The sequence below is a fragment of the Mesobacillus sp. AQ2 genome (genome assembly GCF_030122805.1).
In the GTDB taxonomy this organism is placed as follows: Bacteria; Bacillota; Bacilli; order Bacillales; family Cytobacillaceae; genus Mesobacillus; species Mesobacillus oceanisediminis_A.
Window position 1 is genome coordinate 554,506 of the sequence record NZ_CP126080.1, and the last position, 24,873, is coordinate 579,378.

General features: G+C 38.9%; 27 protein-coding genes and 1 pseudogene. 18 read left to right on the forward strand and 10 right to left on the reverse strand.

The window, feature by feature from the left end:
• Nucleotides 1-77: 77 nt before the first annotated feature.
• The 4 genes and pseudogenes from QNH36_RS02835 (at nucleotide 78) to QNH36_RS02850 (ending at nucleotide 2,760) form a co-directional block, all read left to right on the forward strand.
• Nucleotides 78-505, forward strand: a pseudogene (locus QNH36_RS02835) (GNAT family N-acetyltransferase).
• 164 nt (nucleotides 506-669) lie between these two features.
• The gene (locus QNH36_RS02840) at nucleotides 670-1,275 is read left to right on the forward strand and encodes a hypothetical protein (protein ID WP_144481500.1); all 606 of its coding nucleotides are present in this window, start codon (nucleotides 670-672) and stop codon (nucleotides 1,273-1,275) included.
• Between the two features lie 372 nt (nucleotides 1,276-1,647).
• On the forward strand, nucleotides 1,648-1,974 hold the full coding sequence (locus tag QNH36_RS02845) for a hypothetical protein (RefSeq protein WP_144481501.1): 327 nt from the start codon (nucleotides 1,648-1,650) through the stop codon (nucleotides 1,972-1,974).
• 219 nt (nucleotides 1,975-2,193) lie between these two features.
• The gene (locus QNH36_RS02850) at nucleotides 2,194-2,760 is read left to right on the forward strand and encodes a hypothetical protein (RefSeq protein ID WP_144481502.1); all 567 of its coding nucleotides are present in this window, start codon (nucleotides 2,194-2,196) and stop codon (nucleotides 2,758-2,760) included.
• A gap of 229 nt (nucleotides 2,761-2,989) precedes the next feature.
• Here QNH36_RS02850 and QNH36_RS02855 read toward each other — a convergent pair whose 3' ends face one another.
• Entirely contained in the window at nucleotides 2,990-4,225 is a 1,236-nt protein-coding gene (locus QNH36_RS02855; protein WP_283904630.1) for an IS110 family RNA-guided transposase, read from the reverse strand.
• 374 nt (nucleotides 4,226-4,599) lie between these two features.
• Between QNH36_RS02855 and QNH36_RS02860 the strand changes: the two genes are divergently transcribed.
• From QNH36_RS02860 to QNH36_RS02875, 4 genes are all read left to right on the forward strand, one after another.
• Nucleotides 4,600-4,917 (forward strand): hypothetical protein, encoded by a 318-nt coding sequence (locus QNH36_RS02860; RefSeq protein WP_144475520.1) that lies wholly within the window; start codon nucleotides 4,600-4,602, stop codon nucleotides 4,915-4,917.
• Between the two features lie 298 nt (nucleotides 4,918-5,215).
• Entirely contained in the window at nucleotides 5,216-5,338 is a 123-nt protein-coding gene (locus tag QNH36_RS02865) for a hypothetical protein (protein WP_260983539.1), read from the forward strand.
• A 132-nt stretch (nucleotides 5,339-5,470) separates the two neighbouring features.
• Nucleotides 5,471-6,016, forward strand: a complete 546-nt coding sequence (locus QNH36_RS02870; RefSeq protein ID WP_144475519.1) for a hypothetical protein — start codon at nucleotides 5,471-5,473, stop codon at nucleotides 6,014-6,016.
• Nucleotides 6,017-6,181: 165 nt separating this feature from the next.
• Complete coding sequence (locus QNH36_RS02875) at nucleotides 6,182-6,775, forward strand: VanZ family protein (RefSeq protein WP_186326689.1); 594 nt, start codon at nucleotides 6,182-6,184, stop codon at nucleotides 6,773-6,775.
• 529 nt (nucleotides 6,776-7,304) lie between these two features.
• On the opposite strand, the gene QNH36_RS02880 is transcribed toward QNH36_RS02875, so the two are convergent.
• Nucleotides 7,305-7,844, reverse strand: coding sequence for an MEDS domain-containing protein (locus tag QNH36_RS02880; RefSeq protein ID WP_144475517.1), 540 nt, complete (start codon nucleotides 7,842-7,844; stop codon nucleotides 7,305-7,307).
• Between the two features lie 218 nt (nucleotides 7,845-8,062).
• On the opposite strand from QNH36_RS02880, the gene QNH36_RS02885 reads away from it, so the two are divergent.
• Nucleotides 8,063-8,413, forward strand: coding sequence for a YciI family protein (locus QNH36_RS02885; RefSeq protein WP_144475516.1), 351 nt, complete (start codon nucleotides 8,063-8,065; stop codon nucleotides 8,411-8,413).
• A 265-nt stretch (nucleotides 8,414-8,678) separates the two neighbouring features.
• Complete coding sequence (locus QNH36_RS02890) at nucleotides 8,679-9,236, forward strand: cysteine hydrolase family protein (protein WP_144475515.1); 558 nt, start codon at nucleotides 8,679-8,681, stop codon at nucleotides 9,234-9,236.
• Nucleotides 9,237-9,549: 313 nt separating this feature from the next.
• Here QNH36_RS02890 and QNH36_RS02895 read toward each other — a convergent pair whose 3' ends face one another.
• The 6 genes from QNH36_RS02895 to QNH36_RS02920 form a co-directional block, all read right to left on the reverse strand.
• The gene (locus QNH36_RS02895) at nucleotides 9,550-9,846 is read right to left on the reverse strand and encodes a putative quinol monooxygenase (RefSeq protein WP_144475514.1); all 297 of its coding nucleotides are present in this window, start codon (nucleotides 9,844-9,846) and stop codon (nucleotides 9,550-9,552) included.
• A gap of 21 nt (nucleotides 9,847-9,867) precedes the next feature.
• A complete protein-coding gene (locus tag QNH36_RS02900; protein WP_144475513.1) occupies nucleotides 9,868-10,503 on the reverse strand; it encodes a nitroreductase family protein in 636 nt (211 codons plus the stop codon).
• 34 nt (nucleotides 10,504-10,537) lie between these two features.
• Nucleotides 10,538-10,966, reverse strand: coding sequence for a MarR family winged helix-turn-helix transcriptional regulator (locus tag QNH36_RS02905; protein WP_144475512.1), 429 nt, complete (start codon nucleotides 10,964-10,966; stop codon nucleotides 10,538-10,540).
• 260 nt (nucleotides 10,967-11,226) lie between these two features.
• Complete coding sequence (locus tag QNH36_RS02910) at nucleotides 11,227-11,973, reverse strand: GTP pyrophosphokinase (protein WP_144475511.1); 747 nt, start codon at nucleotides 11,971-11,973, stop codon at nucleotides 11,227-11,229.
• A 39-nt stretch (nucleotides 11,974-12,012) separates the two neighbouring features.
• Nucleotides 12,013-12,423 (reverse strand): transcriptional regulator Spx, encoded by a 411-nt coding sequence (gene spx, locus QNH36_RS02915; protein WP_144475510.1) that lies wholly within the window; start codon nucleotides 12,421-12,423, stop codon nucleotides 12,013-12,015.
• Nucleotides 12,420-13,025, reverse strand: a complete 606-nt coding sequence (locus tag QNH36_RS02920) for a TetR/AcrR family transcriptional regulator (protein ID WP_251543632.1) — start codon at nucleotides 13,023-13,025, stop codon at nucleotides 12,420-12,422. The genes spx and QNH36_RS02920 overlap by 4 nt, the downstream gene beginning before the upstream one ends.
• 469 nt (nucleotides 13,026-13,494) lie before the next feature.
• Here QNH36_RS02920 and QNH36_RS02925 point away from each other — a divergent pair, with 469 nt between their 5' ends.
• Genes QNH36_RS02925 through QNH36_RS02955 form a run of 7 tightly spaced genes read left to right on the forward strand, consistent with a single transcriptional unit; the run spans nucleotide 13,495 to nucleotide 19,990 of the window.
• Nucleotides 13,495-14,586 carry an ABC transporter substrate-binding protein gene (locus tag QNH36_RS02925; RefSeq protein ID WP_144475509.1) on the forward strand — a complete coding sequence of 364 codons (1,092 nt, stop codon included), beginning with the start codon at nucleotides 13,495-13,497 and terminating at the stop codon, nucleotides 14,584-14,586.
• Nucleotides 14,576-15,433 (forward strand): alkaline phosphatase family protein, encoded by an 858-nt coding sequence (locus QNH36_RS02930; RefSeq protein ID WP_144475508.1) that lies wholly within the window; start codon nucleotides 14,576-14,578, stop codon nucleotides 15,431-15,433. Before QNH36_RS02925 ends, QNH36_RS02930 begins: the two co-directional genes overlap by 11 nt.
• Complete coding sequence (locus tag QNH36_RS02935; protein WP_260983538.1) at nucleotides 15,411-16,259, forward strand: ABC transporter permease; 849 nt, start codon at nucleotides 15,411-15,413, stop codon at nucleotides 16,257-16,259. The genes QNH36_RS02930 and QNH36_RS02935 overlap by 23 nt, the downstream gene beginning before the upstream one ends.
• A complete protein-coding gene (locus QNH36_RS02940) occupies nucleotides 16,256-17,164 on the forward strand; it encodes an ABC transporter permease (protein ID WP_144475507.1) in 909 nt (302 codons plus the stop codon). The genes QNH36_RS02935 and QNH36_RS02940 overlap by 4 nt, the downstream gene beginning before the upstream one ends.
• Nucleotides 17,161-18,177 (forward strand): ABC transporter ATP-binding protein, encoded by a 1,017-nt coding sequence (locus tag QNH36_RS02945; RefSeq protein WP_144475506.1) that lies wholly within the window; start codon nucleotides 17,161-17,163, stop codon nucleotides 18,175-18,177. Before QNH36_RS02940 ends, QNH36_RS02945 begins: the two co-directional genes overlap by 4 nt.
• A 30-nt stretch (nucleotides 18,178-18,207) precedes the next feature.
• A complete protein-coding gene (locus QNH36_RS02950) occupies nucleotides 18,208-19,023 on the forward strand; it encodes a DeoR/GlpR family DNA-binding transcription regulator (RefSeq protein WP_144475505.1) in 816 nt (271 codons plus the stop codon).
• The gene (locus tag QNH36_RS02955; protein ID WP_144475504.1) at nucleotides 18,995-19,990 is read left to right on the forward strand and encodes a histidinol phosphate phosphatase domain-containing protein; all 996 of its coding nucleotides are present in this window, start codon (nucleotides 18,995-18,997) and stop codon (nucleotides 19,988-19,990) included. The genes QNH36_RS02950 and QNH36_RS02955 overlap by 29 nt, the downstream gene beginning before the upstream one ends.
• Nucleotides 19,991-20,127: 137 nt before the next feature.
• Here QNH36_RS02955 and QNH36_RS02960 read toward each other — a convergent pair whose 3' ends face one another.
• Together QNH36_RS02960 and QNH36_RS02965 are read right to left on the reverse strand one after the other, a co-directional pair.
• Nucleotides 20,128-20,337 carry a hypothetical protein gene (locus QNH36_RS02960; protein ID WP_144475503.1) on the reverse strand — a complete coding sequence of 70 codons (210 nt, stop codon included), beginning with the start codon at nucleotides 20,335-20,337 and terminating at the stop codon, nucleotides 20,128-20,130.
• Between the two features lie 138 nt (nucleotides 20,338-20,475).
• Entirely contained in the window at nucleotides 20,476-22,164 is a 1,689-nt protein-coding gene (locus tag QNH36_RS02965) for a methyl-accepting chemotaxis protein (protein ID WP_260983537.1), read from the reverse strand.
• A 418-nt stretch (nucleotides 22,165-22,582) separates the two neighbouring features.
• Between QNH36_RS02965 and QNH36_RS02970 the strand changes: the two genes are divergently transcribed.
• Complete coding sequence (locus QNH36_RS02970; RefSeq protein ID WP_144475501.1) at nucleotides 22,583-24,742, forward strand: PAS domain-containing sensor histidine kinase; 2,160 nt, start codon at nucleotides 22,583-22,585, stop codon at nucleotides 24,740-24,742.
• Nucleotides 24,743-24,873: the final 131 nt, after the last annotated feature.

Below are 24,873 nucleotides of genomic sequence, written 5' to 3' on the forward strand. Positions count from 1 at the left end.
TGCACAAACGATGCAGGAATGTTGAACAAGCAAAAGTGTTGGAATATTTATTCAGCGACTTCTAGGGAGGGGAAATTTTGAAAATAACTCAACAATGGAACCAAGAAGATAGTGAATACATTCGAAAGAATGTAATTGAACATAATCTTTCTAAGCTACCTGATGATGTAAAACATCCAGTTAAGAATATTAGCTTTATTCTTAGGGATGAAGGAGGAGAAATATTAGGTGGCATAAAGGAACAATTTTTTGGTATAACTTACATATTGATTTCCTGTGGGTTGATGAATCACTTAGGGGTAGCGGTTATGGGAAAGAGTTATTAAATCATATAGAAAAAATAGCGAGAGAAAACAGGTGCCAATTAATTCAACTTGATACGTTTAGCTTTCAAGCACCGGACTTCTATCAAAAAAATGGTTATGAGATAGTCGGTGTAATTGAAGGACATCCAAACAAAGAAAATCAGCAGTATTACCTAAAAAAGACATTAACTTATAGATGAATCATATATACACTCAGAGGGCAAGTGATCTTTATAGCATAAGAACAGGCAGCGTTGTTATTGAACAAACGAAGCAGTTATATGGAAGAAGGTATTCCAAATTTGTGTTTAAAGAAGCATCCAGTTAGCTGTCTAATCAGGAATAGTTTTGGAGGCAATTATGAATGAGCAGACTATTTAAACTTTGCATTTGCAATCTTGTATTGATAATTTTCTTAGTCAGTTGTTCCAATTCAACAAATGTGTCAGAGGATAAGGAAGACATAAATCTATATGCATCGTCGTTTGAGAAACTGCTAGATGATTATCCGCAATTGGAATCCACATATAACAGAATACCTACAAAACTTCATGATAAGATTGTTGCTCCATCGCTAGAAGAAATCCCTTTTAAAGTTGAGGAAGTAAAGTTAGATTACGATAATGACCCAACAGGAATGATTCCTGCAATAATGATTCTATACACTGGAGATAATAAAAGGGTTACAAGTACGGTTTGGTATCATGATGGTACTTCTATTCCAGGTAAAGAGTTATTGTTGGATCATGATATCAAGGCTTTTTACCTCAACAATATAGAGGAAATAGCTATTACTTGGAGAGATCCTGATAAGAATAGTAAGCTATTATACCGTGTAGGATTGTTAACGTTTGAAAAGGGTTCATTAACTAAAGCAAAAAATCAATTATCTAAAGATGATGCTGTATCTATCGCTAATAGTATGATTAATAATTACTATCGTTCTAGAAGCGAAACACAGAACGATTAACTCTTCTTTTTCATAAAATGATAATTGGTTGTTAGCAAAGTGGCGGTTTTTCATTAACGAATAATCCCTTTTTCTTCATATTAAAGTAACGATGCAGGTTAGTTCAACAAGAATTTAGAGAACAGTTAGGAATGAAGGATTACGAGTCAGTAGGAAGTTCAAAAATAATTGCAGATTAGGTGTGAGCAGGTGTAGATCCAGCAGTGAGAAGAACTGGCTTGGAGTTATCAGTTGGCAGCGGACTGAGTTTGATTAGTCAAATTAGGCCCGAATAGGGGAAGTGGCTTCTTAAGATTTAGATGCCTATATAAACATATTTTTGAAACTTCTGACGACTTTATTCGTAATAAATACTATAAAAGGGGGGATACATTGAAGTTAAAATGGTATATATTTTTCGTTTTACTAGTCCTGGTTTTAGAATTAGGTTTGCTTTTTGGGGTATCACATTATTTTGAAACAAATCTTGTAGATACAATGTTTTTAGGGTCAGTTGGATTTACCATTATAGCATTTTTATTTAGTTCTAAAGGAGACGCATTGTCAAAGAATTCACAGGTAGCAGTTTTCCATATGTTCTTAGGAAATTACAAGCCACAACATGAGAAAGCAACATTTACCATTAATCCCTTCTTAGTAGGATCTCTATTGTGCTTTATTGCATATTTTGTTCTTTATTATTTAGGAGTTATAAGTTAGAAATAATTAGTTTATAAAAAATATTGATACAAAAGTGTTTAGGCACATTCTTGCTTATTTTCGAACAGGGGGGAGCAGTTTAGCAAAAGAAGGGTCGGCGAAGGGGTGCGTTGATCCAAAAGGATTAACGGCCTTTTTTATTGATTTCCTTATTTAGCTAACATGCAGTTATGTTGAAGAAGGAAGTAAACGATTTAAGAATTTCTAAGGGGTAAGGTTATGAAAGTTGAGAGGAAATTTAAAAATGAAACAGAACAAGATAAACGAAGTCTATTGAGAGCCCAGAAAACATCATTATATTGGTTGCTAGGAATAATATATGTTTCTTTTTTAGGAGTGCAGCTTGGTCGGATCCAAGCTATAACTGATTTTAATTATTCATTACACGAGATGTTGTATATACCTGCAACTTTGTCTTCTTTTATTGTTCCAATAACGTTTTTAATATATATGTATTTTGTAATAAAATACTTACGAAAATGGGGAATCCAAAAGCCGAATATAAACCCTGTTATAAAAGCAGTGTTAGTAATAATCTCCTTATTAACAATATTTTCTTTATTAAATTTTCAATCTAAAGAAGTTTCTACTGGTGGAGTATTTAAGGTTGAACAGAAAATTCAAGAAGATACAAAATACTATTTGATATTAAACGATAAAAAAATTAGGGTGTCAAGGAATGAATTTTATTTAGTTGATTTAAATAAGGAATACTTAGGGACTTTTGTTTGGAATTCACAAACTAACAGAGGCAGACTTGAAACTATTGAGCCAATCTTGAAATGAAGTATGATTCAAGGTCAGGAAAGAACCTTATTCTCTCCAATGCGATGATCCAGGAAGGGATAAGCAACTTTTTTGTGAAAATCCTTATTAAACAAAACCAGCTAATAGTTTGTCAATATTTTTCATTAAAATTATAAAATTCATCGTGATATACTAAAAAAGGGTATACCAAATAACCTTCATATTCTTAGAATTGGAAGGTTTTTCGTAATTTAGTTAGATGTTGTTTCTAAGCTATATCTTGGAAAGTGGTCCGGTTTCTTAAAAGGGCAAATATCCAATGTAAGAGCTTATTTACACAAGCAATTACAGCTACCTTAAATGGCTTTCCTTCTTCACGCTTCTTGTCGTAAAACTCACGCATTCGTTTGTTTCGGGGAATGATTTCATCCGTCGTTTTCTGTTTACGACAATCGCGTATGGCACATCGAACAGCCATATATAAGGCGTGACGAAGCCTGCTGGAACCTCTTTTGGTGATTCGGTTTTTGGTGGCAGTAAACTTGCCAGATTCGAAAACACTAGGGTCTACTCCAGCGAAAGCCACGAGCTTTTTAGGGTCAGTAAATCGATCTATCTCTCCAATTTCAGAAATGATCGTTGCCGCGATCTTTTCTCCGATACCAGGGATAGATTTGATAATATTATATTCTTCAACTTCTTTAGCGAGGGCATCTATCTCTGACTCCAACGTGGATAGGTGTTCTTTGTATTGAAGAATAATATCAATATACATACCTAAGCTTAAGATATGACTCTGATAGACTGTCTTTTCAAAGGGATTGCGAGCTGCCGCCTCTTTTAGTTGTAAGGCTTTTTCATTGGCCCATCTGATTGAGCGACTTTTACATAATTCCTTAATCCTATTTGAGAGTGCTTCATCACTAGCCTTTAATATGTCTTCAGATGATGGAAACTCCTTTAACGTTAAGAGTGATACCACAGAATATAAATCACCGAACACCCCTCGATACTCAGGGAATACTTGATCCAGAATAGCCTGGAACTGCAGCTTTGTCTGAATCATGACTCCTGTAATATTCTCGTGTTGTCTTGTAAGGTTACGAAGGTTTAAAAGCTGGACCCCTCGCTTTTTATATGGCTCTAACTCTTCCTTGTAATACAACTCGCAGAGGTGGTAAGCATCGACGGCATCTGTCTTTACTTTCCTTAAACTTGAACTTTTCGCCTTGTAGGAAATTAAAGGGTTAATAATGATTAATAAATACCCACGTTCCTCTAAATATTGGACTACTGATGTTTGATAGTGTCCAGTAGCTTCAAGAATAACTGGAGGTTTTAGACCCGATTCTTTTTGTACTACCTCTAAAAACTCTACAAGTGACTCAAGCCCCTGAAGTGTATGAGCTACTTTAAAGCTCTTACGGAATGGTTTGCCTTTATCGACAAAAGCTTGAACCTGACTTTCCCCCTTAGAAATATCCAGACCAACGACTGGATTCATCCATAACCATCTCCTAATCTTTTATTTTGCCGGTACCCCTTATTTTCCTTGCAGTGTCACAGCTTCGCTTGTTATACGAGATCTATGTCCCAACCAGCCTCAATCATGTTTCTACAAGTAGGGGGCAAACTGTTTTGTTGACGGGATCCAGGTCCCACGTGCAGTTACGTTTTACCCCGGCTACCGTTATAATAAGACCATATAGAAAAAGGTCAACCAGAAATATTTTCTTATCTGGATGACCTTATAATACGATGACCTTATAATACGAACGGTGCAGGATAGTTAAAAAAGTAAACCAGCCAGGTTTTACACACATAAATGAAACTTTCCCCCAAATTTTACGTAATAATTAAGAAAAGGGGGGAGTATTTGTGGGGAAGATTCTTAATATTGTTATAACTTTGGTTTTGATATTGGGAATAAACTATGTAGTATCCCATTTTTTAAATGCAGCCTTTATAGATTACTCTTTTTTTGTGGGACTTATAACTTCAATAATAATTGGATTTTTCACTTCCAGAGGTGGCCTTACTACTCAAAATAGCAATATGTTGATCCAAGCTCAAACTATGTATAAAATGGCACCTGAAAAATTTAAAATCAGACCAAACTTTGCGTTATATACTGCAATTGCCTATACCATTCTTTCTTTAATAACAATGATTTTTGTTTACAGAGATTATTTTTAATTTTGATTCTAATATCCTTACAATTTGAACAAAAGGAGCAGTAATCTTGAAGAGGAATTGTGGCTACATCAATAAAAAGGTGAAAACATTTATGATAGAAGCTCTAAGTAATTTCTTCGGTGCAATAGCTTCGGCTTTATGGGGCAAAAAATCTAAAAAAGAGAAAGTTAATAAATCATTCTAGATGGACAAATGGGTGTGTTTGAATGCGATGATCGATAAAGGATTAACGCATTTTTTGTTGAATTTCTTATTTAAGTAAAGATACAGGTGTCTTGAATAAATAGGAGGGTAATAAATGGAGCTAGTTATAGCAATATTAGCTGTTTTATCTTCTATAGGGATACTTTATTATATGGGGAAGTCTGGATTTAAATGGGGCGAGAACATCGACCAACAAGATGAAAAGGATAGGAAGTAACATTGAAAAAGGTAAGTATTAATAGCAAGGATGCATTGTTCTTGAAGAATAATGCAATTCCTTATTTAACATAAGGAGCAGGTTAGTTAAAGAACATTTAGGGCACATTACTTTCAAAAAGGAGTAACCTAAATGAAAAATTCATTATTAATTAGCTTGTACATTGTATGTAGCATTTTTATGTTATTAGGAAATCCTGTTTATTCACGAGCTTCTTATCCAAATAAAGTTGACTACCTGTATCCTGCAAATACGGAAAAAATAATTGATGAAACTGTAGATGGATTTTACCAGGCTCTAAGAGATAGAAGGTATCCAGTACATCAGGAATTTTACGTAAGACATAAGTATAGCCAAGAAGATTTGGATGCTGGTCTCTTTAAAGAAATGACTGATGCATCAGTTAATATTAGGAAAAAGGTATTGTTTAATGAGCTTAAAGGATTCAATTATATGACTTGGGATGGAAATGTTTTTCATACCTATCCTGATATAGATTTAAAATACCATCAGACAGTCAGCCCCAATAGGCAAGTTTTTTTCTTCTATTCCTTTAAAGACACAGAGAAAGAATTTAGAGGTAAATATGCAATTTATGATGTTGAAACAAAAGAATTCCTATCAGGTGGAGGTATGTATTTCCCGAAATATCCGACTTATAAGGATCATTTGAAGTAACAAATGAGTATTTTTAAAGAAACGGGTGCGTTGATCCAGAAGGATTAGCCACCTTTTTTGTTGAATTCCTTATTGAACAAAAGAAGCAGTAATCTTTAAGAACTTTATCGACACATCACTGTAAATCGTGTAAAATTTTGGTATCACTTTTTGGGGGAAATCATTTTGATTGGAATAGAACCATTAGCGTTTTTAAGCAGTATTATATTCCTTATAATTTACTTCATTAGGTTGAAAAATAAGAGAATTACAGTCGGTCGTTCAATTATTGACGCAGTTTTTTTAATTTATTTGATATGTCTATTAAATATAACTATTTTTCCAATTCCATTTCAAAAGAACTTTATTAATGATTACTTAATATCCCTTGGTGTTGATGTTCCTTATAAGTATAATTTAATTCCTTTTATGACTGTCTGGAATTCACTTCAGAACGCAGTTACTTATCATACCTATTTTTTAGAACTTAGAAATATAGGAGGGAATCTTGTTCTATTGGCTCCCTTAGGATTATATTTCCACTTTATTAAGAGGAATTTAAGCCTAAGGAAATTAATAGTTAGCGGATTTCTAATTTCATTTTTGATTGAGATTATTCAGTTATCAATTTCCTTATCTATTGGTTATTCTTATCGTAGTTTTGATATTGATGATTTACTTCTAAATACATTAGGTTTTATATTTGGTTATAAGGCATTTTTATTAATAAAAAATGAAATTTTAAAACAGGGAACAGTATCTTCTAAAATCAAAGTTTAAGCGATGCTTTTAAGCATCGCTTTCCTACTTAATACAGGCTTTGTGAAAAAATGTACTTAAACATAAGGGTGCTTTACTTTAATAAAGAAGTAAAAGAAAAGAACTAGAATTTTTCATATCTAGTTCCTTCTTTATTGCTAAATAGGATGCGCTTTGGTTTGCTAATTCATATATGAAACTTGTTGTTATTTGCTATGCTTTTTCCTATTTTGCATTTCAAAAGAGAAAACGGTACTTTGCAGGATATTGGTTCTCTTTTGGAGTGCAAAACGTGAAAAAACTAAACAAAAGGCATGCTGAATCCATATGATTTTGCATGCCTTTTAATTGATATATCAAGGTTTATGACGTTTTTTCATAAGAATTAACACTGTATTTAGCACACTGATTAGCAGCATGAGAATGGTCATCATCACACTGTTATTTTATATGCTATAATACCAACCATTTTATTCAAAGTGAGCTTAATTTCGTAAACAGGACATATTCAGAAAAAATAAATCTGTAATAATATGTTTATCCTGTTGCTTCACTGCTTCTCTTTTACAAGAAAGTTGTGGCAAGGTAGAAGCCCTTCCTTAAATTCCTTACTAACCCTTTTTGAATCGTAGGCACAAACAGAAAGAAGATTTGTTTCGGTCACAATTTTATCAGCTTCATTTTCAGAATCCAATAATTTTTTACTTACTTCCCGCTCATCCCGCCATTCTACATGGGCCCAGCTTCGGGCGACTAAATCAATTTCTGAATTACCTCCAGTTAAGTCAGGAAGATAATCGAAAATAGAATTAACTCTAAAGTCTCCCGTGGCATAATAGAAGTCATAATTATTGACAAACACCACTTTTTCTAATTGGTATTCATTCACTAATAACGTGAGTCTTTTTTTAATCAACAATGTATTTCGATCATTTTCTACAATGATACAATATTCATTCAGTTCCAAACCGGAAGTGATAAATTCGGCCGCATTTAAAATATACTGATCCTGATTCTCATAGAAATATAAAACATGGCCCTTAGTAAGGTTTTGAATTTCATTAACTTCCATTAAATGCGTACTTTCCACATCTGCACCCCATTGAAATAGACATATGAGCCTTTAAATAACTTTATCATAAATTTATGCTGAAAAGGGTTCCGCCAGCAAAATAAAACATTAAATAAGCTAAACAGGCAGTTTAGCATTCCTGTAGATTGTTGTTTTTGAGCTTTGATAAAAATAGGGCTCCTCAGTAAGATATGAGTTAGACACGACTCAAATTCAACCTTAAGGAGGAATTTTTTATGCTGTTTATGTTGATTGTCAAAGCCTCGAAGAATTCAGAAGGCGGAAATCTCCCGAGCCCAGAGCTCATGGAAGCCATGGATAAGTACAATGAGGAATTAGATAAGGCAGGTGTGCGGGTTATGGCTAAAGGGCTTCATCCAAGTACAAAGGGGATTCGCATTTATTTCCCGAAAACAGGTGAAAATCCGGTGGTTACGGACGGCCCATTTCCGGAAACAAAGGAATTGATTGCCGGGTTCATTTTGATTGATGTGAATACGAGGGAAGAAGCCATCGAGTGGGCCATGCGGATGCCCGACCCGCAAGGACAAGGGGAAGGTCAGATTGAATTACGACAAGTATTTTAGGCACGAGAGGTAACCAAGGATCTTTTAAGCAAGAACTCAAGCTAATTATTAGTTGAAACTTGTTTCTTCTTTTTCCACTAACGGTACTATATAAATTATTATTTTTGTGTTAAAATTTTAACGTCTGAAAATTCAGTCTAATATTTTCATTTAGGAGGTAGATATTATGGCAAAGAAAAAATATATTGGGATAATGAATACTAAGGGGAATACGTCTAAATAAATTTAATAATGCGTTTTCCTATAATTGAAAGGGGAAAATCACTTGAATCAAACATTATTAATTATTGATGCCCAACAAGAGTTAATTGATGGAAATCAGAAAGAAAGTGCTGTATTTAATAAAGAACAACTAATAAGTAATATCAATTCAGTAATTGAAAAAGCAAAAACATTCGGTGTTCCAGTTGTCTTTGTAAGAGATTTAGATGTTGCTAAAGGAAAAGATAAAGGATTTCAAGTTCATGAAGAAATTAATATTCCTGCGGATACAATGATTTTTGATAAAGCTGCAACGAATTCTTTTCATGGAACAGGACTACTGAATTACCTAAAATCTCAAAAGAGTGAGCATGTCGTTATAATGGGGTGTAAAACTGAGCACTGTATAGACAGTGCAGTCAGAACAGCCACGATTAATGGGATGGATGTTACATTAGTAGGTGATGGACATTCAACAACGGCTAGTGGTGCTTTAAGTGCAGAACAAATTATTAAGCATCATAATAAAACTCTTCATGGTCATTACAATGTGGAACACTTTTCAGTTGTTAGAAATGCAATGGAAGACTTGTTCAATCCAATTCATGATTCATATAGGTAAATAGAAAATATAGAATAGAAATTTTTCATATTAACAGTAAAAGCCCAATTTCTTACTAAGAAATTGGGCTATTTTAATTTGTTATACAATTTATTAAGTTAAGTTTTAAAAATCAATTAAATCAAAAATAATGCACCTATACTATAGGATGCTTTACTTTGAACAAAGAATACAAATGAAAGGAGCTAAGATTTTTTAGATCTAACTCCTTTTTTATTAAGCGATTTGGCCTGCTATTTCATAATGCTTTTTTCAAATTTGCACTTCAAAAGAAAACCCATTACTTTGCTGGAAGGAAATGTCCCTTTGCTTTCTATTTTGAAATCGGCTCGGCATTAAATAGCTTTACTTCTGTTGGAGCGGCCATGAATTGTGGTGCTTTGGCCATGAAGGCGGTGAAATGCTCTGCCTGGTTATGAAGCTTGACGGCCTCCATGTCTTTCCATAATTCAACCATTGTGTAGGCTCCGGCTTTTTCGGTGTCTTTTAAAAGGTCATAGGAGACATTGCCTTGCTCGGCTCTTGATGCTTCGATTAATGGCTTTATTTCTTTTAGAAACTCCTGTTCTACGTCTGCTTTTACTTGAAAACCGGCATGAATGATAATCATTGTTCATTTCTCCTTTTTCTATTATTTCCACTGTGCGATGACATCTACAGGCAAGCGGACTGATTGGTACCCCTGGTCAGCGGCTTTCCCGATGGAGATGAGCATGACAGGGTAAAAACGATCCTTGTCCAGGTCAAAGGCTTCTGCGATTTGGTCTTTTTCGTATCCGCCAATTGGGTTTGTATCATAGCCGTGTGCGCGAGCTGCGAGCATCAATTGCATGGAAACGAGTCCAGCATCGATGAGGAACATTTCTTTCTTTTGCTCGGTTGTCATGGTTTCCACAAGTCCTGCGATTGCGGGAACCTGTTGGTCTCTGACTTCAGCTGGCATTAACCCTTTTTTCACTGCAGTATTATAGATCGTTTCCAGGTATTCTTCACTGTTCATGTCTACAAACACTGCGATCATGGCCGCTGATGTTTCGACTTGTCTCTGGTTGAATTTTGCTAAAGGTGCAAGGGTTTCTTTTCCTTCCTTCGAATCAATCACGACGAAACGCCATGGCTGCAGGTTCACGGAGGATGGAGCCAGAGTTGCTTCCTCAAGGATTTGGGCCATTTCTTCTTTGCTGATTTTTACCGTTGAATCATAGTTCCTGATGGAGCGGCGGCCTGTGATGATTTCTTTGAAGTCGTTCTGTGTAAGTGTGGTCATGTTGCACTCTCCTTATGTTCGTCTTGGTGTAAGGTTAAATCTCTTCTATATTCTTTTGGAGGCGTGTAAGCATTTGGAGAAGAGCTTCAGTTTCTTCATTTGTAAAACCTTTTAGGAAGCTGGAAATGAACCGTTGTTTTTCTTCGCAGTACGCGCTCACTCTCCGTTTTCCCTCTTCAGACAGCTGGACATAGGTAAACCGCTGATCTTCAGAATTTTTCCTGCGGATTACCATCCCGTCATCTTCAAGCTGTTTCAGATGCCTGGTCACCGCCGCATGATCAATATTGACTTTTTTCTGAAGTGCCCTCTGAGTGATTTCCTCCGATTCATAAATTACCCGGAGAATCTCAAGCCGTGATGGACTGATGCCAGCACAGCGCTCAAACTTCGCCATGGCTTTTTTGTTTATCTCGGACAACCTTTGGATGATGAGTTCATTTTCCATGCTGCCGTTCTCCATCTGCAACCGCCGCCTTTGATTAATTGATAGCTCAATTATTGATACGTCAACTAATATAGTATGAAATAGCCGTGAAGTCAAATGATGAACCCTGGGAATTTAAGGATCCCAACAGAAAAGCTAATTCTCTTATATCTTAAAGCAAAGGGATGAAACTTATGCTTCTGTTTTTAGGGAGGGATAGCTGACGGTGCGTCCCGCGGGCTGAAGGGCAAAAAGAAGCAAGGGATTATCCATTGCTTCGCGAGAGTTGAGACGACCTACCTTTTTAAGTCTTTAGGTACCTCCACCAAAAACCCATTAAGGAAGGATCGGACATTGTTCTTTTGTAAAAGAAGAAGGTCTTCAGTTGCATCATCCTGCCCTTTTAAATGGGCGACTTCATTATTGATCCTCTCCATTTTCAAATCCAGTTCAGCAGCGGAAAGGGCTGCGTCCTTAAGATCCTTTTTAATCCTTTCCGGAATCTCCTTATCATACTTATAGTAAATTTTATGCTCGAGACTGGCCCAGAAATCCATGGCGATGGTACGGATCTGCAATTCGACAAAGACCATTTCGACTCGGTCAGACATGAAAACCGGAATTTTAATAATGAGATGGAGACTCTGATAACCGTTTGGTTTTGGATTTTTGATATAATCCTTTCGTTCAACCAGCTCTATGTCCTGTTGTTTTTCAATCATCTGGCTTATTTTATAAACATCCGTAATGAAGGGACAGATGATCCGGATTCCGGCTATGTCTTTGATATTCTCCCTGATCGATCCAATTGAAAACTCAAGGTTCTTCCTTTGCAGTTTTTTCATGATGCTCTCGGGTGATTTAATTCTTGAATTGCAATGTTCGATTGGATTGTAATCATGAATGTGGATGAATTCTTCTTTTAAAATATTGATTTTGGTATTCATTTCATCCAATGCGAATTTATAGAGTAACGAAAACCTTTTTAGGTCGTTCCGCAATTTTTTAGGATTGATGGTATACTGCTGAGTCAATTCCTCCATTTGTACACTGCTCCTTGAAGTTTGAAATTCAGTTTCCTGCTATCCCTCGAGAGGGTATAAATGTTCCATTTTCCATTGCAGCCACTGGAATTTACGAACCTTCCTCGGAAGGAACTGGCGGATTTCCTCCTCGTTATACCCAACTTGAAGCTTCTTGTTATCCACGATCAGCGGGCTTTTTAATAACCGTGGATGTTGATGGACAATCTCCAGTAACTCAATTAAGGAAAGTTTGTCAAAATCGATATTAAGGGTCTTGTATGGAAGGGATCTCTTAGAGATAATGTCATCCGTGCCATCCGTTGTCATCCGCAGCAGTTCCTGAAGTTCACGAACCGTTAAAGGCTCCTCCATCATATTCCTTTCGACGAAAGGGATTTTGTTATTGATCATCCACTTTCTTGCTTTCTTCGTTGATCTGCATCCTAATCCATAAATCGTTACAGTCATTTATCGTGCACCTCCGAATGGTAGATTCCGTGTTTCAGCAAACTCATGCTAAGTTTGAACGATTCAATTGCCTCTTCATCCGATAAGCCCTTTACCGTTTTTTCAATTAAGTTGTTAAAGGCCAACGCAGAGACGACTTTGAAGATATGCAGCAGCTCTTTTTCTGCATGGATATTCAAAAGTTTTCGATCAATCAGTTTCCCAATCTTCTTATATTCCTCTTTTTCCAGATAGGCATCCCAGATACTTGTAAAAGAGCTTTCGACTCTATTTGTGGTGTAGAGCAGGGCATTTTTTAAAAATTGCTTCTCTTCTTCATCTGATAAGGCAAGCAAGAAGTAATTCTGGAGTTCAATCAGTGCCTCGATTAAGTCACCCTGATGTTTTTCCAATAATGCGCTGAAATAGATTTTGGCCATTTTCAATTTATCCTCTAATAAATAGAAATATAAATCGTCTTTATCCTCGAAATATTGATAAAAGCTGCCCCTCGATATTCCCGCTTCTTTCACAATATTCGCGATGGACGCTTCGAAAAGGGGAGCCCTGGTGAACTCGGTTTCTGCTGATTCAATAAGCTTTTTCCTTTTAGGCTCTGGCAAATTAAAAAACGTTTGCTTAGGGATGGTAATCACCTCAGTTTAGGGATGTGACACTGTGTCATATTATAGTTAAATAATATATGACACAGTGTCATATGTCAATGTAACAACATGTCATATTTCTTGAAAAAGGTGGATGGAGCAGTGCATCGCATCCAGGACTGATAGGAAAGATTGTTAATCAACCTTAATAATCTTTTACATAATGTTAATGTACGATAAATGTCTGCTTTATATTTGGTTGATAGATTTATAGGTGTAAACAGACATGAAACAAACATAAAGCAAAAACATGTCTGATTACGAGAAAAGAATTTCATTTTCAACTTCTGACGTAAGGGGGCAATCAGTATTCGTTTCCACTAAGGTGCGTTATGAATGTCCGAAGATTTTCAAACATAGGGGCGCCGGAGTTGTTTGGTGTCGAAGATCGATTGAATGAAAAAAACAAAGACAGGGAGAGGTTATCATGAAATTGACAAAATTTAAGGCAGCAGTTGGAATAGGAATGATTTCTTTAGCGTTAGCAGGTTGTGGAAATAGTGATGATAAAAGTGCTGCGTCGAATGTGAATGAAAAAGATTCTGTTGATACGATCATTGAAAAAGCGAAAACAGAAGGGGAGATCGCAAGTGTCGGGATGCCTGATACTTGGGCGAACTGGATTGACACTTGGGACCAAATTGAAGCTGAATACGGAATTACTCAATCTGATACGGACATGTCAAGTGCGGAAGAGTTGGCGAAATTCGAATCAGAGGGAAAGAATGGCACAGCAGATATTGGGGATGTTGGCATTAACTTTGGGCCGCTGGCAGAAAAGAAAGGATTGACAATGCCGTACAAAACTTCCTATTGGGATGAAGTCCCTGAATGGGCGAAGGATGATAACGGCGACTGGATGTTAAGTTATACAGGGACAATTGCTTTCATTACGGATAAGCAAAATGTTGATAAAGCACCAACTTCGTGGAAAGAACTTGCGAATGGAGACTATAGCATTTCCACTGGGGACGTGACAAAAGCAACCCAGGCGCAATTCGGTGTGCTGGCTGCAGCACTTGCGAATGGCGGGGATGAAACAAACATCAAACCGGGCGTTGATTATTTTAAGGGAATTGCAAAAGAGGGCCGCTTGACCTCCGCTGATGTCAGTGTGGCAAATTTAGAAAAAGGGGAAATCGATGTTGCGATCGTATGGGACTTTAATGGATTGAACTATCGAGACCAAATCGATCCGGAGCGTTTTGAAGTGACGATTCCAACAGATGGTTCAGTAGTGAGCGGGTATACAACAGTGATTAACAAAAATGCTCCGCATCCGAATGCAGCGAAGTTAGCGAGAGAATACATTTTATCGGATGAAGGCCAAACCAACCTGGCAAAAGGGTATGCTCGTCCGATCCGTGATGTGGAGCTGCCGGAAGAAGTTCAGGCAAAGCTTCTGCCGGATAAGGCATATGAGAATGCCAAGCCAGTAAAAGACTACAGTGCATGGGATCAAACTGCCATGGAATTACCTCAGTTATGGCAACAAGAGGTGTTAGTCAATGCCAAATAATAAAGTAATCATGATTACGTTGGATGGCTGTCGTTACGACACTGCCATCCAGCAATTAGGATTTTTAAATCATTTCGTTGAAAAGAAACTGGCCAGCCGTTTTAAGGTGCAATCTGAAACGCCCAGTAATTCGAGGCCATTATATGAAGTATTGCTGACAGGTGTTCCCACACATGAAAATGGGATTTCTACCAATTATTCTGTCCAAAGGTCGAAAGAGCAAAGCATTTTTTCCCTGGCAAGAGAGGCGGGGATGAAGACTGGCGCGGCTGCTTACCACTGGGTAAGTGAGCTGTATAACCGGGCGCCTTACTCGATGCTCGAGGATCGGATCCAGCATGACGAATCAAGAAATATCCAGCATGGAATCTTTTATTCGGATGATACTTATCCGGATTCACACCTTTTTCAGGATGCTCATCATATCATTTCCACCTGCGAGCCTGATTTCATGTATGTGCATTCGATGAATATTGATGATGAAGGACACAAGCATACTGGGAATTCCATTCAATACCGTCAGGCGGTCAATCGAATCGATACGATATTAGGAGTCTATCTGCCAATCTGGATGGAAATGGGTTATCAAATCCTGGTCACTTCCGATCACGGAATGGATGACTTCGGAAATCACGGCGGCACTATGCCTGAACATCGTGAGGTTCCGTTATTCCTATTTTCGGATTGTATCAGACCGCATATTGGTTCAAAAGTGGTCGAACAGCTTCAATTAGCTCCGCTTGTCTGCAACATGCTTGGGATTGAAAAAGGGCATAAGATGCAGGAACTAGACTGGGGTGTATTGGAAAGCGAGGAGGATTCAGTTGAAAAGGAAACAATCGCGTAAAACGATACTGCTATTGGTCCCGTTCTTTCTCATGACTGTGATGTTTTTAGTGATTCCTATGGCGCTCATGATTACATCAAGTTTTACGAGCGAATCCACAGGAGGCTTTACGCTAGACAATTATATAGAAGTCTTGACCAATTCCTTTTATTCACAGTCCTTTTTGAACAGCGGATTGATTTCTCTGTTCTCTGCTGTTGCCGGGCTTGTATTGGCGATTATTGTCTCTTATGCGATGACGAATCTGCCGGAAAAGGTCCAGGATAAACTGACTGTGTATATCAATGTAGCAGCAAATTTTGCCGGTGTTCCACTGGCATTCGCCTTTATCATCCTTCTTGGAAATTCAGGGGTGTTCACTCTATTTCTTAAAGATGCGAACCTCCCGCTGATCAACGGATTCAAGCTCTATTCATGGCAGGGGTTGGCGCTCACGTACCTATATTTCCAAATTCCGCTCGGGATTCTCTTTATTTATCCTTCACTGAAAAAAATCAAAAGAGAGTGGAAGGAAGCTGCTTTCATGCTGGGAGCTTCAAGCGGGACTTACTGGCGAAAGGTTGGACTGCCTAGTATTATGCCAAGTATTGCGGGAACCTTCGTCATTATGTTTGCCAATGGGATGGGCACGTATGAAACGGCTTATGCCTTGACCGGCAGCAATATCAACCTGGTCACCATCCGGATTGCTGCACTTGTATCAGGTGATATTTATGCGCGGCCTGTGATTGGCAGTACGCTGGCTGTCCTGTTTGCCGTCATCATGATGGCGATTCTGGCCCTGTCACAAATGCTTCTGAAGAAAGTCAGGAGGGATCTGGCATGAAGACAAAGAAAACACATTACATCAGTTACCTGATCCTCGCCCTTTTTGGATTGTATATGCTTTTCCCGTTTGTCTCTACTTTCTTTTATGCAACATCGACAAAGTGGTCCAACACGATGCTGCCGAATGATTTCACCTTTAAATGGTTTATCCAGCTGATCGAGGATCCAAATTTCATTTCAGCTGTCGTACGGTCCTTTACCTTAACGTTCACGACATTGGCAGTGGTACTAGTTGTGATGGTGCCGACCGTATTCCTGGTGTATACGTACTTCCCAAAGGTGGATCAATTCATGAAAGGCCTGGTCCTGATGCCATATGCCATACCTGGGGTCATTTTAGCTACGGGGCTGCTCAGGATGTATTCCGGTTCAGTGATCCCGATGTATTTGGTTCTGGTAGGCGCTTTGTTTATTGGCTCCTTGCCCTTCATGTACCAGGGTGTCCGCAATAGTCTTGAGAGCATCCAAACGAAAAAATTAATCGAAGCCGCCGAAATTCTGGGAGCCAATCGATTTACATCCTTCATCAGAATCATCCTGCCGAACATTCGGCTGGGCTTGCTGATTACGACTTTATTGATCTTTTCGAGCTTTTTTGGAGAGTTTGTCCTTACGAATCTATTGATTGGCGGCCGTTATGAAACGATCCGGATTTATATGCTTAGAAGGATGAATGAGAATGGCCACCTGGCAAGTTCCGTGATGGTCGCTTATTTTATCCTGTTAATCCTGATCAGCCTGGTGATTACGTATTTAACCTCTCCGGATAGAAGAGGCCGGAAGAATTCAAACCGCAAACAAGTTCCTGGCAAAAGAGCCGACAGAATATCGCTTGCAGAACCATTAAAATCTGTGTCCATTTTAAAAATCGGAGTCAAAAAAGAAAAGAGGCAGAGAATATGAACTTTATCGCAATCGATCATTTATCTCTTAGCTATGGTGAAAACAAAGTCTTGAAAGATATCTCTCTTTCGATTGAAAAAGGTGAATTGATTACATTACTTGGTCCAAGTGGATGCGGAAAGTCCACCCTGCTTCGTGTTATAGCTGGTTTGGAAACGTTCCAGGAAGGAGAAGTATATCTGGACGGAGAAGAAATCAGTGATCGGGCGCCAAAGGATCGGAATGTAGGGATGGTGTTTCAATCGTATGCGCTTTTCCCTAATATGACAGTCTATGAGAATATCGCGTTTGGCCTATCGGTTAAAAAGCTGGCAAAGTCAGTCATTAAGGAAAAAGTATTGGCTGCCTTGCAATTAGTGAATTTGGAGGATAAGGCCGATTATTATCCTGAGCAGCTATCAGGCGGACAGCAGCAGCGGATTTCGTTAGCCCGTTCCCTTGTGACGGAACCAAAAGTGTTATTATTAGATGAGCCTTTAAGTGCCCTGGATGCAAAAATCAGGAAACAGCTGCAGATGGATATTCGATCGCTGCAGAAGAAGCTCGGAATCACGATGATTTTTGTGACACATGACCAGGAAGAAGCGATGATTTTATCAGACCGGATTTTCGTCATGAGTGAAGGGAAGATCGTTCAGCAGGAAAGCCCTTCGGAACTGTATGCCAAGCCGAAAACTAACTTTGTCGCAACCTTCATCGGAAATTACAATATTTTATCAGCTGGCGAGTTGAAACAATTGGATTCCACTTTTTCTCCGAAACTTGGAAACAACAAATATGCGATCCGCAGTGAAACGATCAGTCTCGAACCGATGATGGGCGAAAAGGCCATCCGTTTTCAAGGGAAGCTGGAACATGCGATTACATTGGGAAGTACCATTCGCTGCTATTACAATACTGGTTCAGTGAAGCTGACAGTTGATCTGCTGAATCGTGACCTGGATAAGAGGGAACTGGATCAGGAGACAGAATTGTATATCCATCAGGATCACATTGTCGCGATTGAGGGATAGCAGAAATATAGATTGATAGAGGGCAGTGAAATGAATAAAAATCAGCGCCATTACTTCATTTTAGAACAATTGCAAAAGCAGGAAAAAGTGTGGGTGACAGAATTAGCGAGTTGCCTTGAAGTGACGCCGGAAACGATCCGCAGGGATTTAGCTGAACTGGAAATGAATGAAAAGGTCAGCCGGGTTCACGGCGGGGCCGTAGCTTTTAGTTCAGTGGAAAAAGAGATGGTCTATGCCAAAAAGCTGTCCCTTCACCTTGAAGAAAAGAAGCAAATTGCCAGATATGCGGCAGGAATGATTCAAGATGGCGATACCATTGGTGTGGATGTAGGCACGACTACTGTGCATATAGCAGATATGCTGGAAGATGTGCATGGACTGACAATTGTGACGAACTCTTTGAGTGCAGCCAATCGATTTAATCTGGCGATTGAGGAAGGAAGGATCACTGCGGAGGTCATCATGCTTCCGGGTGTCACGAATCCTTACCAGCTATCCGTCAAAGGAACGTACACAGTTGAATTTTTAAGAAGATTTAATTTGAATAAAAGCTTCATATCCTGCGGCGGACTGACTAAGGAGGCTGTATATGACTTTGATATCGAGGAATCACTCGTATCAGAGGTAATGATGAAGTGCAGCCGCGAAGCCATCCTCCTGACAGATTCCTCAAAACTGAATAAAAAATCCCTGTTTGAAATAGGACCGATTACCAACCTGACCAAAATTATTTGCGATCAAGAAAAGCCGGATGACTGGCATCAGAATCGATATGAATGGATCAACGTGGATCCATCATGGAGAAAGGATGGGAATCATGAAAGTAGACTATCATATCCATCTTGAAGAAGGTCCGTACTCCCTTTCTTTTGTGGACAAGACTTTAAAGGCAATGGAGCATTTTGAACCAAATGGGGAAATGCGGCATTCAAAACAATGGCTGAATGAAAGTATGGCGAGAATAAGCAGACGGTTAGCTGAAGGGGAATACTCCCAATGGTGGCTGGACCTTTACCTGCAGGAAGCTTTAAATAAAGGAATAAAAGAAGTAGGGATCGTGGATCATTTGTACCGATTCAAGGAAACAGAAGCCTACTTCAGAAAGTTCATGGATGTATCATCAAGTGAAGCAGGCAGCAAACAGGCCAAATGGCTGGACCAGGTGATGGTCAGAAGCCTCGATGAGTTTGTCAGTTTCATCAATTCCCAGAAAGAAGCATGGGCAGCAAAGGGAGTACAATTGAAACTCGGAATCGAAGCAGACTATTTTGTCGGCGGAGAAGCAGAGCTGCAGTCACTTTTAAGCGGTTATGATTTCGACTATATTATTGGATCTGTTCACTTCCATCAAGGGTGGGGATTTGATAACCCCGAGCTTCAGGATACATTCCAGGAATATGATCTAGTTCAGCTATACAAGGAACATTTTGAAACGGTGAAAAAGGCAGCACAAAGCAAGATGTTCGACTTTATTGCCCATCTTGACAATATGAAAGTATTCAATCATCGTCCAGACGAAGAATCCTTATTGGGAATGTATAAAGAAGTGGCGAGGGTCTTGGTTGAAAATGATGTTGCGACTGAAATCAACCCTGGCCTGTATTATCGATACCCGGTCAGGGAAATGTGCCCAAGCCCCCGGTTTTTGGATGTATTGGTCGCAGAAGGCGTAAAGTTCACGATGTCATCCGATTCACATTTTCCGAACGATCTTGGAATTTACTCGGATCAAATCAAAAGCATGCTGATGGGAAAAGGTGTCACAGAAATCGCAACATTCGAAAAGAGACAAAGTCTGATGAGGCCGCTTTAGACATTCAATATCCGTAAAGATTGGATGGTTAAGGCTGACATAACGAAAACTTAGAGAACTTGAAAAGTCTCTTTCATAAAACATATAGAAGAAGGAGGATAGCCATTTCGCTATCCTCTAAAATTTGTCGCGGGCTCTTAACGATTTTGGTTTCCGAATGAGACCTGGGAATGATCCCAGTTTCTCTCCAGCGTCTTCACGAATCTATGCCGATATTTCGCTTTGTTGAGCAATTGTTCAATTTCTTTCAAAATGGAGTGCCGTTCATCTTGGTCAAGGGCATTCATTAATTGTAACTTTAAGTCAGTTAATTTCTCTTGTTCTTCTGCAGAAAGATTGCTTTTCATTGGTGAATCCTCCTTTAGATTAATAGGAACGATTACCAATAGAGTATAGGAAGGATATTAAGAAGATGCAGGTGAATTATTAAGAATTTTTTAAGAAGATTCAGTTATTTATTAAAAGAAAAACCCGATCTCAATGGATCAGGCTTTGCCTTCAAGGCTGAACTGATTGGTGATTTCAGATAATGACGTGGCCAGGCTATTCAGCTTCATGCCGATTTGATCAGTCGCTTCCATCTGGTCGACTTGGCCCTCACTTGCTACTAGCATTTCTTCTGCGCTTGCCAGGGTTTCCTGAGAGACGGAAAGGAAGCGGTCGGCTCCTTCAGCTAGTTGCGGAAGGGTGTTCTCAAGGTCTTTTAGTTCATTTTGCATAGAATGAATCCTGCTGCTCACGGCGGATATCCCGTTCATCAGTTCGTCGAAGGAAGTTTGTGAGCTGCTTGCCATCGATAAATTTGTATTGATTTTCGTGTGAATCTCATCAAATTCTGTGGTGGCACCTACCGTAATCTTCTCCATTTTTCCGATGGCCTGGGTAATTTCCTCAGCCGTTTTTGCGGATTGTTCGGCGAGACTGCCGACTTCATTGGCAACAACAGCAAAGCCTTTTCCAGCTTCCCCAGCCCGGGCTGCTTCAATCGAGGCATTGAGCGCGAGCAGTCTTGTCTGATCAGCAATCGCCTTTACCATGCCAACAAGTTTCGTAATCGAATGCGAGTATTCTTTTACCTGGCGGACTGTGCTGGCTAATTGTTTGAAGTCTGTTTCAAAAGAGTGAATCATTGTGATTAACTCCCTCAGGTTTTTTTCGCCGCTGGCCGCGGAAGTATTCATTGTGGCCGCACTGCTCAACACACTGTCCATATTCGTTACCATTGCTTCAATCATATCCTTCATATCAGTAAAGCTTCGAACGCTTGTCTCTGAGCTGGCTGCGGTTTGTTCTGCTCCCGTTTTGACAAGATGGATGGCTGCGACGAGCTGCTGACTGCTTGCCAGCGAGCTTTGGGAAGAATCCATCAGCGAATTGCCGGTATTGCTTAACTCTTTTGTCGTTGCAGACAGTTCCGTAACCATTTTCATCATCTGCTCAATCATGCTGTTGTAGCTTTTTTGCAAAGAGTTGATTTCCGGGATTGAGGTCCGTATGACGGGAGCGCTTTGCAGATGGCCATCGCGGACTTTTTTCATCGTATTCCGAAGCTCGTTCAAAGGCTTCGTCAGTTTTTTGACAAACAGACTGATCATGATCGTCGCTGCTAATAGACTTATTATGATGACGATGATCGTAAAATAGGCCATTTCGTTAACGGGTCCCATATATGTACTGGTAGGAATCACAATCACATAAATCCCGTTGATTTCTTTCATTTCATTAAAAGCAATCGTGTAGTCGTCTCCATTGAATTCGGAGTGGAGCACCCCGTTCCTGTATTTTTGGATGGATTGAATTTGCTTATCAGAAAAGGTAAATGCAGACTTTTTGCTTGCGTTGAAAGGAGCAGCTTTTCCTTCTCGAATATAAAAGAAATCTGAAACCATTCCATCATCCTTAAGAGTTTTCTGCTGTAAGCGGACATTGGCCTCAAGCTGTTGTTTGAAATATTCTTCGTCACTTACATACACAAACTTCAAATTCTCGGCTATGAATCCGATTAATTGCGCTTCTCTTCCAAGGCGGTGCTCGACCGTCTCAACAGCCATATCCCTTGCTTTCACATAGGAACTGACACCCACGGTGATGACCGAAACCATCAGCAGGGAGAGGAATAAGAACAGAAGGCGAGTGCCCAGGGTGAAAGATGAAAATCTTGTGGTAAACTTCAAAATCATTACCTCCAATTATGATACTATCGACCTATTAAATTTAGTATACCGACAGATTGTAAATTGAATGTTAAGGTTTTGTAAGGTTAATTTTTCTATTTTTGGAAGGGAATAATTCTTATTAAATTTATGGCATTATGAGGACAAATCCAGTGTTTTTTAGGCAATGGAAAGTAGAAATGATGAGTTTTCGTAAGTTTTTCGCAAGATTCCAATAATTATTGTGATTAAGCTTTCGTTCTATACTTAGTGTGTTATGATAGGGGCAATGGTTCGTGTAATAGACAGCCATCATAATTACATTCAGTTTCATCACCTAAACATTTACATAAAATTTTACGATGAGTCATCACAAATAATCTAACTCCCGTTGCTACGATTTGGGCAGGAGCGCGGAAAGCAGAGGGAGTGTTATACGATGAATGATGTAAAAGCAGTAATGGAACTGACGGACTATTCTCTTTTGGATGGTGTTTCGACAGGGATTTTAATTATTAATTCCCAACAGGAAATTATGTTTCTAAATAAGAGTTTAAGTGAAAAGCTTCATATAGAGCCAAGTATGCTAATCGGAAAAAACACATTAAGTCCATTTTTACAGATTCTTTCAGAAGATGAAGACGGTATGATGGATCAATTTTTATTTGATGAGGAGCTTTGTGAAACTCATTTGTTTCAATGCAGGGTCCGCAATGAAGAGACCATCAGGTTGTTTGAATTAAGCAAGAGTGTCGTTTGTGATACTCAGGGAGATTGGAAATATTCGATCATCACCATTTCAGATATGACGGCCACTTTAATGGACGAACCTCATTATAGAGAGGCTGAACACCGCTTCGATACATTGATTCAAGCCATGGATGAGCTGATTTTCACAGTCAATACAGATCATATCTATACTGGTTTGTATGGGAAGTGGATGGATCGTCATCATCCGGAAGGAAATAGAATTATCGGGAAACGAGTAGAAGATGTAGTGAGATTTACACCTGACTCCAAGCACAAAGCTGCCATGGATGCTGCTTTTAATGGTTCTTCCTATATTTATGAATGCGAGATGGAGATCAATGGCAAGTCAGTCGACTTTCACGTTTCTGTTTCTCCTATTAGAAATGATGACGGTACCATTCTCTCCATTCTTGGGGTTGCAAGGGATATCACGGCCGAGAACACCCTTAAAAAGGATCTGAAGGCAAGCCAGGATCTTTATCAGAAGCTGATTGAGCACTCTCCTGAAATGATTTTTGTCCAGCAGGATGAAAAAGTGGAATACATGAATCCCGCAGGCGTGAAATTGCTGAAAGGAGATTCAGCCTATGATTTTATTGGCAAATCTATTTATGACTTCATTCACCATGAATATCATGGAATAGTCAAACAGCGGATTGCTCAGCTTCATGTAAATAGAAATATTGGCGTTTTGGAAGAAAAGTTCATTTGCCTTGATGGTACGATCCTATTTTTGGAGGTTCATGCGACACAAATCTCTATGAATAATCAAACAGGCTCACTAGTATTTGCAAGAGATGTTTCATTAAGAAGGGAAGCAATCCAATCGTTCGTTCAAAGTGAGGAAAAGTTCAGGCAGCTCGCAGAAAATATAAGCGATATTTTCTGGATCAAAGACATTACATCAGAGTGTTTTACCTACATCAGTCCTGGTTTTGAGAAATTAATCGGGATCTCCCCACAAACTATCTCACATCATGATTTGTCACCCTTGGAGTCTTATAAAATCGAACAAGATAATATTGATAGTGCCGATGAAAACGGGAAGATGGTCTCTTATAATATTAAACTTCCAAATGGAGAGCGCCGCTGGATTAAGGAAAGAGTCTTTTATGTCAGGAATACTGACAGCCACATGACAAGGATTGCTGGCGTTGCAGAGGACATCACATATTTAAAAGAAAGAGAAGAGCTATTGCAAAAGCAAAAAAAGCTGTTGATGCTGCAAAACCTTGCAGCCGGTATCGCCCATGAGGTGCGAAACCCGCTTACAAGTATTAAAGGGTTCCTGCAATTGATGAATGATCGGATTCCTGATCATTATTATCAATTGATGGAATTAGAGATTCTTAATATTGAAAAGTTTATTGAGCAAATATTGCAGCTAGGCAAGAATGGGAATTCACAGTTGAATCCAGTCGTAATAGTCGACTTGCTGGAAGAAGCTGTCTATAAAAATCGGGATGCAGAATCCAGGTTAAGCCTGAATGCAACGGGATTGACACGAGAGACGAAGCTGCTTGGCAACGAACAGCAGATGATCGATATATTGAATAACTTAATTGAAAACGCAATGGATTCAATCGAAAATCTTCCATTTGCAAAAGTAGTAGTGGAAGCAGTCACCGAAAATGACTTAGTCCTTATAAATATCAAAGATAACGGAAAAGGAATCAGTCCCGAAAGACTGAAAACACTTGGAGAACCCCACTTTGCCAATCATGAAAAAGGAATCGGGCTTGGATGGATGATTTGCAAGAAATTAATCGAAGTCCATAAAGGACAGCTGACCATTCAAAGCAAACTCAACGAAGGTACAACCGTGACAATCACATTGCCAATTTTATAGAGGGCTGTAGAAGCACAAGGACGATTTTGTGCTTCTTTTTTATGGAATGGAGGCAAAAAAGCAATTGGTACAAATAACCAAATATTTATCCTAATCAGCTTATATGTTACCCTTAAATAGACAATACCTTT

What these genes read in the sequence shown, in the direction of transcription:
- QNH36_RS02840 (WP_144481500.1), top strand. Translation starts at nt 670, where the DNA reads ATGAGCAGACTATTTAAACTTTGCATTTGCAATCTTGTATTGATAATT.
- QNH36_RS02850 (WP_144481502.1), top strand. Translation starts at nt 2,194, where the DNA reads ATGAAAGTTGAGAGGAAATTTAAAAATGAAACAGAACAAGATAAACGA.
- QNH36_RS02855 (WP_283904630.1), bottom strand. Translation starts at nt 4,225, where the DNA reads ATGAATCCAGTCGTTGGTCTGGATATTTCTAAGGGGGAAAGTCAGGTT.
- QNH36_RS02865 (WP_260983539.1), top strand. Translation starts at nt 5,216, where the DNA reads ATGGAGCTAGTTATAGCAATATTAGCTGTTTTATCTTCTATAGGGATA.
- QNH36_RS02870 (WP_144475519.1), top strand. Translation starts at nt 5,471, where the DNA reads ATGAAAAATTCATTATTAATTAGCTTGTACATTGTATGTAGCATTTTT.
- QNH36_RS02885 (WP_144475516.1), top strand. Translation starts at nt 8,063, where the DNA reads ATGCTGTTTATGTTGATTGTCAAAGCCTCGAAGAATTCAGAAGGCGGA.
- QNH36_RS02895 (WP_144475514.1), bottom strand. Translation starts at nt 9,846, where the DNA reads ATGATTATCATTCATGCCGGTTTTCAAGTAAAAGCAGACGTAGAACAG.
- QNH36_RS02900 (WP_144475513.1), bottom strand. Translation starts at nt 10,503, where the DNA reads ATGACCACACTTACACAGAACGACTTCAAAGAAATCATCACAGGCCGC.
- QNH36_RS02905 (WP_144475512.1), bottom strand. Translation starts at nt 10,966, where the DNA reads ATGGAGAACGGCAGCATGGAAAATGAACTCATCATCCAAAGGTTGTCC.
- QNH36_RS02910 (WP_144475511.1), bottom strand. Translation starts at nt 11,973, where the DNA reads ATGGAGGAATTGACTCAGCAGTATACCATCAATCCTAAAAAATTGCGG.
- spx (WP_144475510.1), bottom strand. Translation starts at nt 12,423, where the DNA reads ATGACTGTAACGATTTATGGATTAGGATGCAGATCAACGAAGAAAGCA.
- QNH36_RS02925 (WP_144475509.1), top strand. Translation starts at nt 13,495, where the DNA reads ATGAAATTGACAAAATTTAAGGCAGCAGTTGGAATAGGAATGATTTCT.
- QNH36_RS02930 (WP_144475508.1), top strand. Translation starts at nt 14,576, where the DNA reads ATGCCAAATAATAAAGTAATCATGATTACGTTGGATGGCTGTCGTTAC.
- QNH36_RS02940 (WP_144475507.1), top strand. Translation starts at nt 16,256, where the DNA reads ATGAAGACAAAGAAAACACATTACATCAGTTACCTGATCCTCGCCCTT.
- QNH36_RS02945 (WP_144475506.1), top strand. Translation starts at nt 17,161, where the DNA reads ATGAACTTTATCGCAATCGATCATTTATCTCTTAGCTATGGTGAAAAC.
- QNH36_RS02950 (WP_144475505.1), top strand. Translation starts at nt 18,208, where the DNA reads ATGAATAAAAATCAGCGCCATTACTTCATTTTAGAACAATTGCAAAAG.
- QNH36_RS02955 (WP_144475504.1), top strand. Translation starts at nt 18,995, where the DNA reads ATGAAAGTAGACTATCATATCCATCTTGAAGAAGGTCCGTACTCCCTT.
- QNH36_RS02960 (WP_144475503.1), bottom strand. Translation starts at nt 20,337, where the DNA reads ATGAAAAGCAATCTTTCTGCAGAAGAACAAGAGAAATTAACTGACTTA.
- QNH36_RS02970 (WP_144475501.1), top strand. Translation starts at nt 22,583, where the DNA reads ATGAATGATGTAAAAGCAGTAATGGAACTGACGGACTATTCTCTTTTG.